Source organism: Pseudomonas reidholzensis, from assembly GCF_900536025.1.
Lineage (GTDB): Bacteria > Pseudomonadota > Gammaproteobacteria > Pseudomonadales > Pseudomonadaceae > Aquipseudomonas > Aquipseudomonas reidholzensis.
This window is the reverse complement of record NZ_UNOZ01000030.1, coordinates 57,163-70,967: the sequence shown is the minus strand read 5'-3', so window position 1 is coordinate 70,967 and position 13,805 is coordinate 57,163. Positions and strand designations below refer to the sequence as shown.

10 protein-coding genes are annotated in these 13,805 nt (G+C 65.5%); 5 read left to right on the top strand and 5 right to left on the bottom strand.

Features of this window, described 5'->3' with window-relative positions; all coding sequences use genetic code 11:
- Nucleotides 1-945 (bottom strand): LysR family transcriptional regulator, encoded by a 945-nt coding sequence (locus CCOS865_RS19900; RefSeq protein ID WP_119143988.1) that lies wholly within the window; start codon nt 943-945, stop codon nt 1-3.
- A 115-nt stretch (nt 946-1,060) separates the two neighbouring features.
- On the opposite strand from CCOS865_RS19900, the gene CCOS865_RS19895 reads away from it, so the two are divergent.
- The 3 genes from CCOS865_RS19895 to CCOS865_RS19885 are packed head-to-tail and all read left to right on the top strand — an operon-like array spanning nt 1,061 to nt 5,500.
- The gene (locus CCOS865_RS19895; RefSeq protein WP_119143986.1) at nt 1,061-2,242 is read left to right on the top strand and encodes a fumarylacetoacetate hydrolase family protein; all 1,182 of its coding nucleotides are present in this window, start codon (nt 1,061-1,063) and stop codon (nt 2,240-2,242) included.
- 45 nt (nt 2,243-2,287) lie between these two features.
- A complete protein-coding gene (locus CCOS865_RS19890; protein ID WP_119143984.1) occupies nt 2,288-3,679 on the top strand; it encodes an MFS transporter in 1,392 nt (463 codons plus the stop codon).
- Between the two features lie 33 nt (nt 3,680-3,712).
- Complete coding sequence (locus CCOS865_RS19885; protein WP_119143982.1) at nt 3,713-5,500, top strand: IlvD/Edd family dehydratase; 1,788 nt, start codon at nt 3,713-3,715, stop codon at nt 5,498-5,500.
- A 4-nt stretch (nt 5,501-5,504) separates the two neighbouring features.
- Here the strand turns inward: CCOS865_RS19885 and CCOS865_RS19880 are convergent, their stop codons facing one another.
- A complete protein-coding gene (locus CCOS865_RS19880; RefSeq protein WP_119143980.1) occupies nt 5,505-6,413 on the bottom strand; it encodes a LysR substrate-binding domain-containing protein in 909 nt (302 codons plus the stop codon).
- Between the two features lie 135 nt (nt 6,414-6,548).
- Between CCOS865_RS19880 and CCOS865_RS19875 the strand changes: the two genes are divergently transcribed.
- Together CCOS865_RS19875 and CCOS865_RS19870 are read left to right on the top strand one after the other, a co-directional pair.
- Complete coding sequence (locus tag CCOS865_RS19875; RefSeq protein ID WP_119143978.1) at nt 6,549-7,850, top strand: NAD(P)/FAD-dependent oxidoreductase; 1,302 nt, start codon at nt 6,549-6,551, stop codon at nt 7,848-7,850.
- Between the two features lie 41 nt (nt 7,851-7,891).
- Nucleotides 7,892-8,980: a polyamine ABC transporter substrate-binding protein gene (locus tag CCOS865_RS19870; protein WP_119143976.1), complete on the top strand. Its 1,089-nt coding sequence runs from the start codon at nt 7,892-7,894 to the stop codon at nt 8,978-8,980.
- Between the two features lie 59 nt (nt 8,981-9,039).
- Here CCOS865_RS19870 and mqo read toward each other — a convergent pair whose 3' ends face one another.
- From mqo to CCOS865_RS19855, 3 genes are all read right to left on the bottom strand, one after another.
- Nucleotides 9,040-10,677 carry a malate dehydrogenase (quinone) gene (gene mqo / locus CCOS865_RS19865; RefSeq protein WP_119143974.1) on the bottom strand — a complete coding sequence of 546 codons (1,638 nt, stop codon included), beginning with the start codon at nt 10,675-10,677 and terminating at the stop codon, nt 9,040-9,042.
- Nucleotides 10,678-10,943: 266 nt separating this feature from the next.
- Nucleotides 10,944-12,278: an MFS transporter gene (locus tag CCOS865_RS19860; protein ID WP_119143972.1), complete on the bottom strand. Its 1,335-nt coding sequence runs from the start codon at nt 12,276-12,278 to the stop codon at nt 10,944-10,946.
- A gap of 70 nt (nt 12,279-12,348) precedes the next feature.
- A complete protein-coding gene (locus CCOS865_RS19855; RefSeq protein ID WP_119143970.1) occupies nt 12,349-13,668 on the bottom strand; it encodes an NAD(P)/FAD-dependent oxidoreductase in 1,320 nt (439 codons plus the stop codon).
- Between the last annotated feature and the right edge of the window lie 137 nt (nt 13,669-13,805).

Genomic DNA, 13,805 nt, shown 5'->3' with positions numbered 1-13,805 from the left:
TCAGATCTCGCGCACTTTCTGCGCGTCGGCCAGGAGGATTTCGGCAAACTCCAGCGCCGCGCCGCTGAGGGTTTCGCCCTTGCGGGTCAGGATGCCGTAGTCCTGTGGCTCCAGGTGCAACGGGGTGTCGAGGATGCGCAGCACGCCGCTGGCCAGGTGCGGCTCGACCATGGCCTGGGGCAGCATGCCGATCATCGGCCCGCCCTGGAGGACCTTGAGAAAGGTCTGCATGGAAATGGTGTCGATGGTGTTGCGCGGTACCCCGACCCCGGCTTCAGCGAACGCGCGTTCCATCCGCCCGCGAATCGGCGTGCCCTTGGGATAGAGAATCCACGGCCACTCGAGCAACTGCTGCAGGGTGACCGGGCCTTCTTCACACAATGGGTGACGGTGATTGACCACAAAGCAGAAGGGCTCCGGCGCCAGGGCCTGGAAGTCGAAGCGCTGGCGCTGGGCTTCGTCGGTAAACCGCGCGACCGCCAGGTGCAGCGTCTTGTCCTCCAGCATGGCCATCAGGTGGTCACTGGTCTGCTCCACCACTTCGATCGACAACAGCGGCCAGCGCTGCTTGATCTGCACGATGGCGTCCGGCAGGGCGACCGCGGTCGCGGCGAAGATGCCGCCGACCTTGAGGTGGCCATGGCCGCCCTGGCGCAGGCTGCCGATCTGATCGACGAAGTTGCGCGCATCGTTGAGGGCGACCTGGGCGTAGCGCAGCACCTGCTCGCCGAGTGCGGTGGGCGGCATGCTGCGCGGCTGGCGTTCGAACAAGGCAAAGCCCAGGAGGCTTTCGATCTCCTTGAGCATCTTGCTGATCGCCGGCTGGCTGAGGTTCATCTGCTGCGCCGCCAGGTGCATGTTGCGGGTCCGCCCCAGGGTGTCGATAAGCAACAGGTGGCGGAACTTGAGCCAGTTGCAAACGTGGGAAAACGACAGGTCGGACATGGTATTCGCCTTTGGTGCAATAACCAGCTGTTATCGAATAGTGAAAATATGCCATTGGAGTTTATCGCGTCGCTTACCTAGCGTGCAGCTTTCAAGACTCAAGAGACTCATTGCCATGCCGCTGACCCTGACGCCCGCCAACACCCTGCCGCTCGACGGCCTCACCGGCACCCTAGTGGGCCGCGCCTGGATCCCGGGGCAGATCGCCGGCCCGTCGCCGATCGCCCTGCGCGCCGACGGCGTGTTCGACCTCTCCGAACGCTTTGCCACCCTCAGCGAACTGCTCGAATGCGAGTCGCCCTTGCAAGCACTGCGGGCCACTCCCGGGCGTTTCGTCAGTAGCCTCGAGGCGCTGCTGGCCAACAGTGGCGAGCAGCCCGATAGCAGCCGCGCCTACCTGCTGCCACCGCTGGACCTGCAGGTGATCAAGGCCGCCGGGGTGACCTTTGCCGCGAGCATGATCGAACGGGTGATCGAGGAGCAGGCCGGCGGCGATGCTGCCCGCGCCGAGGCCGTGCGCGCCACCGTCTGCGCGGTGATCGGCGACAACCTGCGGGCGGTCAAGCCCGGCTCGGAGCAGGCGCAGGCGCTCAAGGCACTGCTGATCGAACAAGGCATGTGGTCGCAGTACCTGGAAGTGGGCATCGGCCCGGACGCCGAGGTGTTTACCAAGGCACCGGTGCTGGCGGCCGTCGGCAGCGGCGCGGTGATCGGCGTGCACCCTGGCTCGCAATGGAACAACCCGGAACCCGAGGTGGTCCTGGCGGTCGACAGCCGCGGCCGGATCCACGGCGCGACCTTGGGCAACGACGTCAACCTGCGCGACTTCGAGGGGCGTAGCGCACTGTTGCTGAGCAAGGCCAAGGACAACAACGCCTCGTGCGCGATCGGCCCGTTCATCCGCCTGTTCGACGAGACCTTCGACCTCGACGCGGTGCGCAACTGCGTGGTCGAGCTGGAAGTGCGCGGCAACGATGGCTTCGTGCTCGCCGGTACCAGCTCGATGGACCAGATCAGCCGCGACCCTGCGGACCTAGTCAGCCAGACCGTCAACGGCAATCACCAGTATCCCGATGGCTTCCTGCTGTTTCTCGGCACCCTGTTCGCGCCCACCGAAGACCGTGACCACCCCGGGGCCGGGTTCACCCACAAGGCCGGTGACCAGGTACGGATCGCCAGCCCGCTGCTTGGCGCCCTGCACAACCAGGTCAGCCGCAGCGACCAGGCGGCGCCGTGGACCTTTGGCCTTGGCGCGCTGATGCGCAACCTGGCCGAGCGAGGGCTGCTGAACCGCTGAGCCGCCCAACCGCCGTACCCATAACAACAACAAGCGAGGCAGACCATGCAAACCGAGGCCACCCCAACCTCCACGCCCGATCCGCGCCAACTGCGCCGGGCCATTTATACCGGCGCCGTCGGCAGTGCCCTGGAGTACTACGATTTTGCCCTGTACGGGCTGGCTTCGGCGCTGATCTTCGGCCATATCTTCTTCCCCACGCTGGGCACCACCGGCGCCCTGCTGGCGAGTTTCGCCACCTACGGTGCGGGGTTTCTGGCGCGGCCGTTCGGCGGTCTGTTCTTCGGCTCGCTGGGTGATCGCAAGGGCCGCAAACTGGTCCTGCTGCTGACCATCGCCCTGATGGGCACCGCCACCACCCTGATCGGCCTGCTGCCCACCGGCCCGGTCGGGGCGGTGCTGCTGGTACTGCTGCGCCTGCTGCAAGGCTTCGGCGCAGGCGCCGAACAGACCGGTGCGGCAACGCTCATGGCCGAGCTGGCGCCCCGCGAGCGACGTGGCTTCTATGCCGCGCTGCCGTTCATCGGGGTGTTCAGTGGGCTGGCCCTGGCGACCATCACCTTCCGCGTGCTGCAGGCCACGCTCACCCCCGAGCAGTTGCTCGACTGGGGCTGGCGCCTGCCGTTTCTGGCGAGCGTGGTGCTGATCTTCATGGCCGTGTGGATTCGCCTGAAGCTCAAGGAAAGCCCGGTGTTCCAGCAGCTCAGCCAGAGCCAGCAAGTGATCGAATCGCCGATGCGCGCCGTGCTGCGCAACGCCCGCCGACCGCTGCTGGCAACCACCTTGATGCGCATGGCGGAAACCGGCTGCTCGACGCTCTACGCCACCGTTTCGATCGCCTTTCTCACCGGCTTTGCCAGCCGTCACCTGGGCGAGAACGGTGCCAACCTGGCCGGCATCGGCACCAACGCGGTACTGGCGGCGAGCATCGTCAGTATCTTTACCACGCCGCTGTTCGGCGCCCTCTCCGACCGTTATGGCCGCCTCGCGGTGTACCGCGGGGGTGCACTGTTCGGTGCGCTGTGGGCGCTGCCGTCGTGGTGGATGATCGACAGCGGCGAGCCGACCCTGGTGTGCATCGCCGTGGTCGGTGGTTTCGCCCTGGCCGCCAACAGCATGCTCGGCGCCCAATGCGCGCACTTCACCGAACTGTTCGGCAACCGCTATCGCTACTCCGGGGTGGCACTGTCGCGAGAAATCGGCGCGATGCTGTCCGGCGGTGTGGCACCGATCCTGGGGATCTTCCTGGTCGGCATGGCCGGCGGCGCCTATTGGGTACTGGCGCTGTATACCTTGGCCTTGACCGGGCTTACCCTGCTGGGCACGTTGCTCTCGACCGAAACCCGCGGACGTGACCTGACCCTGCTCGATGACGCGATCGGACGTGGCGCCGCCACCTCCCCCGCCCCTGCACACGCCAGCGTCCTGCAACGCTGATCTGCGCCCCATAAAGACAAGAGAGACCTTGAGATGAGCCACACGCCAAAACGCCACCTGCGCAGCCAGCAATGGTTCGACGACCCCAGCCACGCCGACATGACCGCGCTGTATGTCGAACGCTACATGAACTACGGCCTGACCCGCGAAGAGCTGCAGTCGGGGCGGCCGATCATCGGCATCGCCCAGACCGGCAGTGACCTCACCCCCTGCAACCGCCACCACATCGAGCTGGCGCAACGGGTCAAGGCCGGCATCCGCGACGCCGGCGGCATCCCCATGGAGTTTCCGGTCCATCCGATCGCCGAGCAGAGCCGGCGCCCGACCGCTGCACTCGACCGCAACCTGGCCTACCTCGGCCTGGTGGAGATTCTCCACGGCTACCCGCTCGACGGCGTGGTACTTACCACCGGCTGCGACAAGACCACCCCGGCCTGCCTGATGGCCGCGGCCACCACCGACCTGCCGGCCATCGTCCTGTCGGGCGGGCCGATGCTCGATGGCCATCACAAGGGCCAGCTGATCGGCTCGGGCACGGTGCTCTGGCATGCACGCAACCTGCTCGCCACCGGTGAGATCGACTACGAAGGCTTCATGGAAATGACCACCGCAGCCTCGCCGTCGGTAGGCCACTGCAACACCATGGGTACAGCGCTGTCGATGAACGCCCTGGCTGAAGCGCTGGGCATGTCCTTGCCTGGCTGCGCGAGCATCCCGGCACCCTATCGCGAGCGTGGGCAGATGGCCTACGCCACCGGCCGGCGCATCTGCGAGCTGGTCCTGCAGGACGTGCGCCCGTCCTCGATCATGACCCACCAGGCGTTCGAGAATGCCATTGCCGTCGCTTCGGCCCTTGGCGCCTCGAGCAACTGTCCGCCGCACCTGATCGCGATCGCCCGGCACATGGGCATCGAGCTGTCGCTGGACGACTGGCAGCGCGTCGGTGAAAGCGTGCCGCTGCTGGTCAACTGCATGCCAGCTGGCAAGTACCTCGGCGAAGGCTTCCACCGCGCGGGTGGCGTACCGGCGGTCATGCACGAACTGCAGAAAGCCGGTCGCCTGCACGAGGACTGCGCCACGGTCAGTGGCAAGACCATCGGCCAGATCGTCGGCGACGCGGTCACCAGCAACCGCGACGTGATCCTGCCCTACGGTGCTCCGCTCAAGCACGGCGCAGGCTTCATCGTGCTCAGCGGCAACTTCTTCGACAGCGCCATCATGAAGATGTCGGTGGTCGGCGAAGCGTTCCGCAAGACTTACCTGTCCGAGCCTGGCAAGGAGAACAGCTTCGAGGCCCGGGCCATCGTCTTCGAAGGCCCCGAGGATTATCACGCACGCATCGAAGACCCGTCGCTGGACATCGACGAGCGCTGCATCCTGGTCATCCGTGGCGCCGGCACCGTGGGGTATCCGGGGAGCGCCGAGGTGGTCAACATGGCCCCACCGGCCGCGTTGATCAAGCGCGGCATCGACTCGCTGCCGTGCCTGGGCGACGGCCGCCAGAGCGGCACCTCGGCCAGCCCGTCGATCCTCAACATGTCACCGGAAGCAGCCGTGGGCGGCGGGCTGGCACTGTTGCAGACCAACGACCGGCTGCGCGTCGACCTCAATGATCGGCGGGTCGACCTGCTGGTGGATGAGGCAGAAATGCTCCGCCGCCGCGCCGCCTGGACGCCGAACATCCCCGCCTCGCAGACGCCATGGCAAGAGCTGTATCGCCAACTGGTCGGCCAGTTGTCCACCGGCGGCTGCCTGGAGCCGGCGACCTTGCACATGAAGGTGATCGCCCGCGAAGGCGGCATGCCGCGCCACTCCCACTAGCCCCTCAGCGGGCGCTGGTGGTCTGCTCCACCTGCTCCTCGAACCAGCTGAGCACCGCCTTGCACGCGGGGTGTGTCACCCCGCTGTCGCGCAGCCACAACGCATACACGCCACCGGTACGCAGGGCCTGGCCAAACGGCAGCACCAGGTCGCCGCGTACCAGCGCGTCATGGGCCAGCATCCTGTCGGTCATCGCCACGCCAAGCCCCCTCGCAGCAGCGTCCAGCGCCAGGTCGTCGAGGTTGAACAGCAGGTGCTTGAAGCTGCGCTCGGCCTGATCCTGCTGCGCCTGCAACCACAACGTCCATTCATGCCGGCCGGTCGAGCCGTGGATCAAGGCATGCCCGGCCAGCGCGTCGAGCGAGCGCGGCGGCGCGTGGCCGCCACTCAATTGCGGCGCGCACACAGGGATCAGGTATTCATCGAACAGCGGCGTCAGTGGCCGCTCGTCCAGCCCCTCTGGCAGGTACAGCACGTAGGCATCGCAATCCCCGCCGGTGTCGACCCGCTCGCCGCTGACCGTCTCGATCGACAGGCACAACCCAGGGTTGATGGCGTAGAACGAACTCAAGCGCGGCAACAGCCAGCGCACGGCCAGCGACACGAAGATGCGGATGCGAAACGGCCGGTCCTGGGAAGGCGGCGCCAGACGTTGCTCGAGGTCGCGCAAGGTCCGCAACATCGCCTGCGCCACGTCATACACCTCACGCCCGTGCGCGGTCAGGGCGACCTTGCGGCTGGTGCGCTCGAACAGCGCGGTCTGGTAGTACTCTTCAAGTTGCTGGACCTGGCGGCTGATGGCGCTCTGGGTCAGGTGCAACTGGCGTGCGGCTTCGGTGAAGTTGCTGGTATCAGCGACCCGCACCAGCGCCTGAAGGGCTTGCAACGAAGGAAGACGGAGTGTGTTATCCATGCGAATTCCGAATGGATGGATGATTTTTTAACGTTAGATTCAGCCCATGAACTGCCCGTAGATTAGCTCTAACGGCGCATGCATGGGGTTGCTTACGATAACTCCTGCGCATTGATTGTGAAGGAGTGCCCAGCAATGAACAACCACTGTGGCTGGATCGCCCTGGCCGGCGAGTCCGCGCCCCGCGCACGCCTTGCCGGCACGCACAGGGCCGACTGGCTGATCATCGGCGGCGGCATCACCGGGCTCTCGGCGGCCCACACCCTGGCCGCTCGCTTCCCCGGGCAACGGGTGGTCCTGCTCGACCGCCAGCGCATCGCCCAAGGCGCCTCGGCGCGCAACTCCGGCTTCGTCGTCAGCCATGAGCTGCCCGGCGCTGGCGAGCTGCTCGACACCCCAGGGTTTGCCGGCTACCAGGTGGCCTCGCGGATTGGCGTCGCGGCGGGCAACGAGGTGCGCCAGCGCATCCGTGAGCTGGGTATCGCCTGCGAGCTGGATAACGGCGGCTATCATTTCGCGGTGCATGAGCCCGCCCACCTGGAAAACCCCGAACAGGCCGTGCAGACCCTGCAAGCGGTGGGCGCCGAGGCGTGCTATCTAGAGGCCAATGCGCTCGAGCGGCGCCTCGGTACCGGCTTCTACACCCGGGCCATTCATTGCGCTGGCGGCAACGGCTTGCTGCAACCCGCGCAATACGTCAAAGGCTTGGCCGACACATTGCCCGAGCAGGTCGCAGTCTATGAAAACAGCGCGGTGACTTCGCTGCAGCGTGCCCATGGCCAGGGCTGGAAGGTCACCACGGCCACCGGCGAAGTGCAGGCGCGCCAGGTGCTGGTGTGTGTCGGTGCCTTCCTGCCGCGGGTCGGCCTGAACCGCAGTGGCACCTTCCCCCTGGAGCTCAGCGCCAGCATCACCCGGCCGCTCAACGAGGCTCACTGGCAGGCGCTGTTCGACACTCGCGGCTGGGGCGTGCTCTCGACCTTGCCCGGCGGCTGCACCTTGCGCTTATTGCCGGGGCGCCGGCTGTTGATCCGCAACACCGTCGAATACCGCCAACGCGACCTCGATGCCAGCGCACTGGCGGTGCGCCAACAGCGCCACCTGCTCGGGCTGCAAAAACGCTTCCCGGGGATCCAGGCGAGCGACTTCGACTACACCTGGACCGGCCACCTCAGTGGCACCCGCTCGGGCGAGCCGTACTTCGCCCGGGTTGCCGACGGCCTGCATGCGGTCGCCGGCTGCAACGGCTCCGGGGTGGCCCGCGGCACCTTGTGGGGTCGCTTGCTGGTCGAGCTGGCCAGCGGCGCCGACTCAGCGCTGCTCGGCGATGTGCTCAGCCAGGCCGCGCCGGGCTACCTGCCACCCAAGCCGTTTTTCGACATCGGCGCCAGCGTGCGCATGGCCTGGGAGGTTCACCGGGCGCGCAACGAACGTTGATCGATCCGGCGCACACACCCCAACAACAAGAGAGAAAACCCATGTTCAAGCGCACCTGCCTCGCCCTGTCCATCAGCACCCTCCTGGCGTGCGCGGTCAACGCCACCGAAGCGGTCAACATCGCCAACTGGAGCGGCTACATCGCCGACGACACCCTGGCCGAGTTCAACCGGCGCACCGGCGTGCAGCCGACCTACGACCTGGTCGACAGCAACGAGACCACCGAAGCCAAGCTGATGACCGGCGGCAGCGGCTATGACCTGGCGAGCCCGTCCAACCACTTCCTGCCGCGGCTGATCAAGGCCGGGGCGATCCAGGAACTGGACCGCAGCAAGCTGCCCAACTGGCACAACCTCGACCCCAAGCTGATGAAGATCCTCGAGGCCAGCGACCCGGGTAACCGCTATGCCATCCCCTACCTGTGGGTGACCACCGGGATCGGCTACAACGTCGACAAGGTCAAGGCGATCTTTGGCGACGTCGACGTTACCCAGTCGTGGCAGCTGCTGTTCAAGCCGGAGAACATCGAGAAGCTCAGCCAGTGTGGCGTGGCGTTTCTCGACAACCCCACGCAGATCATCTCCATCACCCTCAAGACCCTTGGCCTGGACCCGCACAGCCAGAAGCCGGAAGACCTCAAGCAGGCCGAGGCGGCGCTGCTGGCGGTGCGCCCGTACATCCAGTACTTCCATCAGTCGAAGTACGTCAGTGACCTGGCCAACGGCAATATCTGCGTGGCCATCGGTTTCAGCGGCGATGTGTTGCAGGCGATGAGCAGTGCCCAGCAAGCGGGCAACGGGGTGCAGCTGGGCTACAGCATTCCGCGCGAAGGCTCGACCGTGGCGGTCGACATGGTGGTGATCCCCAAGGGGGCGCCGCACCTGGACAACGCCTATGCGTACCTCAATTACCTGCTCGAGCCAAAGGTCATGGCCGACATCAGCAATGCGGTCAAATACCCCAATGGCAACGCGGCGGCCCTGCCCTTGGTCGATCAGGCGCTGCGCAGCAACGAGGCGGTGTATCCTCCCCAGGCCGTGCTGGATACCTTGTTCCCGATCCAGACCATGACCCCGGCGGGGATGCGCTTGAGTACCCGGCTGTGGACGCGGGTGCTCAGCGGCAAGTAAACGGGCAAAAAAAACCACGAGCCCGGGAGGCTCGTGGTTCGGGTGACGCTAGCGCCTGGTTACAGGGCCATATCGCTGGCAGGGTTGCTCTCGACCGGGGTGCTCGGCGAGGCATCGCTGCCGACGCTCTGATCGATCACCGGCGGCTTCGACAGTTGCAGCGTCTCGGCGGTGTAGTCCCACTCTTTCTGCACGGCGGCAGGCGAGTCGTTCAGCTTGGTGCCGTAGCTCGGCACGATCTCGTGCAGCTTGGCTTGCCACTCAGGCGTCGCGACCTTTTCCTTGAACACGGTCTCGAGCACGGTGAGCATGATCGGCGCTGCGGTCGAGGCACCTGGCGAGGCGCCCAGCAGGCCGGCAATGCTGCGGTCCTGGGACGTGACGACTTCGGTGCCCAGCTTGAGCACGCCGCCCTTCTCTGCATCACGCTTGATGATCTGCACGCGCTGACCGGCCTGCCACAGGCGCCAGTCTTCTTTCTTGGCCTGCGGGAAGTAGGTCTGCAGGGCAGCGAAGCGGTCATCGTCCGACAGCATCAGCTGGCCAGCGAGGTACTCGACCAGCGGGTACTGCTCGACACCGACCTTGGTCATCGGCCAGACGTTGTGCAGGGTGGTGCTGCTCAGCAGGTCGAGGTACGAACCGTTCTTCAGGAACTTGGTCGAGAAGGTCGCGAATGGGCCAAACAGGATGACCCGCTTGCCGTCCAGCACGCGGGTGTCCAGGTGCGGAACCGACATGGGTGGCGCGCCGGTCGAGGCGATGCCGTAGGCCTTGGCCATGTGCTGCATGGCCACGGTCGGGTTCTCGGTCACCAGGAACGAACCACCGACCGGGAAGCCTGCGTATTCCTTGGCTTCAGGAATGCCCGACTTCTGCAGCAGCTTCAGTGCGCCGCCGCCGGCACCGATGAACAGGAACTTGGCGTCGGTGGCCGACTCGGTCCCGTCCTTGAGGTTCTTGTACTCGACGTGCCAGGAGCCGTCCTCGTTGCGGGTGATGTCCTGCACTTCGCTGGACAGCTTGAGGTCGAACTTCGGCTGGGTCTGCAGGTGCTTGACGAACTGGCGGGTGATCTCGCCGAAGTTGACGTCGGTGCCGATCGGCGTCCAGGTCACGGCCAGCTTCTGGTTCGGGTCGCGCCCTTCCATCATCAGCGGGACCCACTTGGCGATCTGCGCGTGGTCTTCGGAGTACTGCATCGGGCGGAACAGCGGGCTGGCCTGCAGCGCGTCGTAACGCTTCTTGAGGAACTTGATGTTGTCATCACCCCAGACGAAGCTCATGTGCGGGGTGCTGTTGATGAACGAGCGCGGATTGTTCAGCACGCCCTGGCGCACTTGCCAGGACCAGAACTGACGCGAAATCTGGAACGCTTCGTTGATCTCGATGGCCTTGGAGATGTTGACGTTGCCGTCTTTGTCTTCCGGGGTGTAGTTCAGTTCGGCCAGCGCCGAGTGGCCGGTACCGGCGTTGTTCCAGCCGTTGGAGCTTTCTTCGGCGACGCCGTCGAGGCGCTCGACCATCTCCATCGACCAGCTCGGCTCGAGCTCGTTGAGCCAGACCGCCAGGGTCGAGCTCATGATGCCGCCGCCGACCAGCAGCACGTCGACTTTCTTGGCTTCTTCAGCGTGCGCCTGCATCAGGGTCGCTGCGACAGCCAGACCCAGCAGGGTCTTGCCAGCTTTCTTGAACATTGATCAATTCCAATCGTTAGCACGTAAGGAAGGCCTAGGCGGGGCCTCGTTGTTCCATGTCCGTCAGCGCGCGCTTGTTATTGATCATTGGAGTCAGCAGCTTAGAAACAGGGACGCCAGCCCAAGGTCGAATTGACCGGACAAGGCTGAAACGTTTTTCCGATTGTAACTTAATTGCCAGCACAAACAAATTGGCGGACGGAGCGCAAGGCGGCGGGATGTCTCAGTGACCAATCGCCGCGCCGGCGCCCCGCAAACACCCGCCGTTACAGCACGGCCGCCTCTTGCAAGCTCATCGAGCGCGTCTCCGGCGCCAGTACCAGCGACACCGCCAGGCCGAGCATGGTGATCAGCGTGGCGGCGAGCAGGGTGCTGCCAATGCCGTACTGCTCCAGCGAGATCGGTACCAGCCAGGTGCCGATGGCCGAGCTGAAGGCCGCCAGCGAAGCGCCCATGCCCACGGCGAACGCGCGGATCTCGGTCGGGAACAGTTCGTTCGGGTAGACGAACTCGAGCACCTGCGCGCCGCCGATGAACAGCCCGTAAGCGCCAAACAGGGTCAGCACCAGCCAGCCCTCGGCATCGGGCAACAGCGCCAGCCCGAGCAACGACAGGCCCGACCAGAGGAAGCTGTGGATGATGATGGTGCGCCGACCCACATAGTTGATCATCCAGGTGGCGATGATGCAGCCCAGCACCATCATCAGGGTGATCCCGACCGAGCCGTAGGCCGCCAGGTTACCGGTCAGGTTCAGGGCGCTGAACAGCTTGGGCACGAAGGCGTAGACCGCGAACAGCGGGATGACCGCGCAGGCCCAGAACGACACGACGAAGAAGATCCGCTTGCCATACCCCGCGCGCAGCGCACCGATGAACGACATGGCCTTGCCCGAGGCGCTGTCATCGGTGATGTTGCGCAGCGAGAAGTCGTCGCCGTAGACCTTGCGGATCACCTGTTCGGCCTCCTCGCGGCGGCCTTTGCTGAGCAGCCAGCGCGGCGATTCAGGGGTGCCCAGGCGTATCACCAGCAGCAGCGCGCCGAGGATCGCCGGGCTGGCCATGACGTTGCGCCAGGTGTCGGCGCTGGCGTCGGCCATCATCACGTTGCCGACGATATACGCCAGCGCCGCACCGACGAACCACAGCACGGTCAGCAGCGACAACCGCGACCCACGGGATTTCTGCGGGATGAACTCGGTCAGCAGCGAACCTGCGGCGGTGTACTCGATACCGACGGCCAGGCCGCACAGCAGGCGCAGGATCGACAGGGTCAGGCCGTCCTCTACCCAGAACATCGCCAGCGAAGTCAGCAGGACGATCGCCGGCGCCGCGTAGACCAGCTTCTGCCGGCCGATGCGGTCGGTCAGCCAGCCACCGAAGAAGCCGCCCGCGAACACCCCGAGCAACGCCATGGCGGCGACCATGCCCTGCCAGAAGCCAGACAGTTGCAGCGCCTCGGACATGGCGAGGGTCGCCACGCCAATGATGCTGAGAATATAGCCAACCATCACCCAGCCAAGGCCGGTGCGCAGGGTCAGCAGTTGGTGAAACGCATTGATTGCCACGTCATCGATCATGACGGGTTGGATGGTAGAACGCATGAGTCTCCCTTGATCATGTTGAACAGTACGACGCAGGCACTGGCGTGCCTGCGGGATGGGCCTTGTGGGCTCAGACTTCGAGGCCGGCGCGGAACTGGCCCCACTTCAGCACCGAGTTGACGCCGATCGACAGGAACGGCTGCGGCGGGGTCTTGTTCGGGCCCGGCGACGACAACAGGAAGTCGATGTGCTCGTTGTGCTCACCGGCGAGCCAGTCCGCCAGCAGCTTGCCGGTGGCGGTGCCACGGGTGATGCCCAGGCCATTGCAGCAGGTGGCGCCGTAGACGTTGGGCGCCAGCTGGCCGAAGAAGCCTTCGTGGTTTTCCGAGAGGCAGATCGCACCGCTCCAGGAGTACTCGAAGTCGACCTTGCCGAGCATCGGGAAGCGCCGCTCGAACGACTTGCGGTGGGTCGGCAGGTGGCGCTGCAGGGCGCTGGCGCGCGGGCGGCCGTCGGGATAGAAGTTGAAGCTGTTGCGGATCAGGATGCGGTTGTCGACGGTGCGCCGCACGGTGCTGCCGAACGGGTGCGCCGGGATCACCCCCCACACGCCCTGGCCGCCCAGCCGGGCCTGTTCGTCATCGGTCAGCGGGCGGGTCAGGCTGCCGTAGAGGAAGGTCGGCAGCAGGCGGCCCTTGAGGAAGCCGAACGCCGAGGCAAAACCATTGTTGGCCAGGATCAGCTTGTCGGTGACGATCATGCCGCGGTCGTGCACCAAGGTGATCTTGTCGCCCTGCTCGATCGAGGTGATCGCGGTGTGCTCGTACAGGGTCACGTTGGCCGGCAGGCTGTCGGCCAGGCCCTTGACCAGTGCCGCCGGCTGCAGCAGCAAGGTGCCCGGAATGTGCAGGGCCTTGTTGTAGTAGGAAGTGCCGATGTGCTCGGGCAGGTCCTTGGCGTCGATCATGGTCGTGGCCCGGCCGATCTTCTCCAGGCCGCTGCGGTAGGCCTCGAGGATCGCGATGCCCTTTTCACCGACCGCCGCCTGGTACTTGCCCGACGCGGACATCTGACAGTCGATGCCGTACTGGGCAACGATCTCGCGCAGGTAGTCCTGGCCCAGGGTGTTGAGCTTGAGGACCTTGGTCGCGGTGGTCACATCGCCGATGTAGTCCTTGGCACCGATGTCGTGCGGCACATCGATGGCGAAGCCGGCGTTGCGCCCGGACGAACCGAACCCCACCTGCTGCGCCTCGACCAGCACGACCTCGTCATCGGGGAAGTTCAGCGCCAGCTGGCGCGCCGCAGCGAGGCCGGTAAGGCCGGCACCGACGATGGTCCAACGGGCGTCCTTGCGCCCGCTGTGGCCAGGGCGCGGTTGACGCGCCGGGCTGGTGTGGAACCAGCCTGGGCGCGCGTCGTCGCCAGGGAGCGATGTGATCTTGTGCATTGCCTACTCCAGTTAATTGTTCTGATCCAAGGACTGCGGGGTGCGACATTTTGTCATTGTCTACCGCCTGTATACACACTGTCTACTATTTAAAGATGCAGGTAATTGAATGGCTTGCGGCGCAAGCGAGTGAGGCA

Coding starts and splice junctions, on each gene's coding strand:
- CCOS865_RS19890 (WP_119143984.1), top strand. CDS start 2,288: ATGCAAACCGAGGCCACCCCAACCTCCACGCCCGATCCGCGCCAACTG.
- CCOS865_RS19875 (WP_119143978.1), top strand. CDS start 6,549: ATGAACAACCACTGTGGCTGGATCGCCCTGGCCGGCGAGTCCGCGCCC.
- CCOS865_RS19885 (WP_119143982.1), top strand. CDS start 3,713: ATGAGCCACACGCCAAAACGCCACCTGCGCAGCCAGCAATGGTTCGAC.
- CCOS865_RS19860 (WP_119143972.1), bottom strand. CDS start 12,278: ATGCGTTCTACCATCCAACCCGTCATGATCGATGACGTGGCAATCAAT.
- CCOS865_RS19895 (WP_119143986.1), top strand. CDS start 1,061: ATGCCGCTGACCCTGACGCCCGCCAACACCCTGCCGCTCGACGGCCTC.
- CCOS865_RS19900 (WP_119143988.1), bottom strand. CDS start 945: ATGTCCGACCTGTCGTTTTCCCACGTTTGCAACTGGCTCAAGTTCCGC.
- CCOS865_RS19880 (WP_119143980.1), bottom strand. CDS start 6,413: ATGGATAACACACTCCGTCTTCCTTCGTTGCAAGCCCTTCAGGCGCTG.
- mqo (WP_119143974.1), bottom strand. CDS start 10,677: ATGTTCAAGAAAGCTGGCAAGACCCTGCTGGGTCTGGCTGTCGCAGCG.
- CCOS865_RS19870 (WP_119143976.1), top strand. CDS start 7,892: ATGTTCAAGCGCACCTGCCTCGCCCTGTCCATCAGCACCCTCCTGGCG.
- CCOS865_RS19855 (WP_119143970.1), bottom strand. CDS start 13,668: ATGCACAAGATCACATCGCTCCCTGGCGACGACGCGCGCCCAGGCTGG.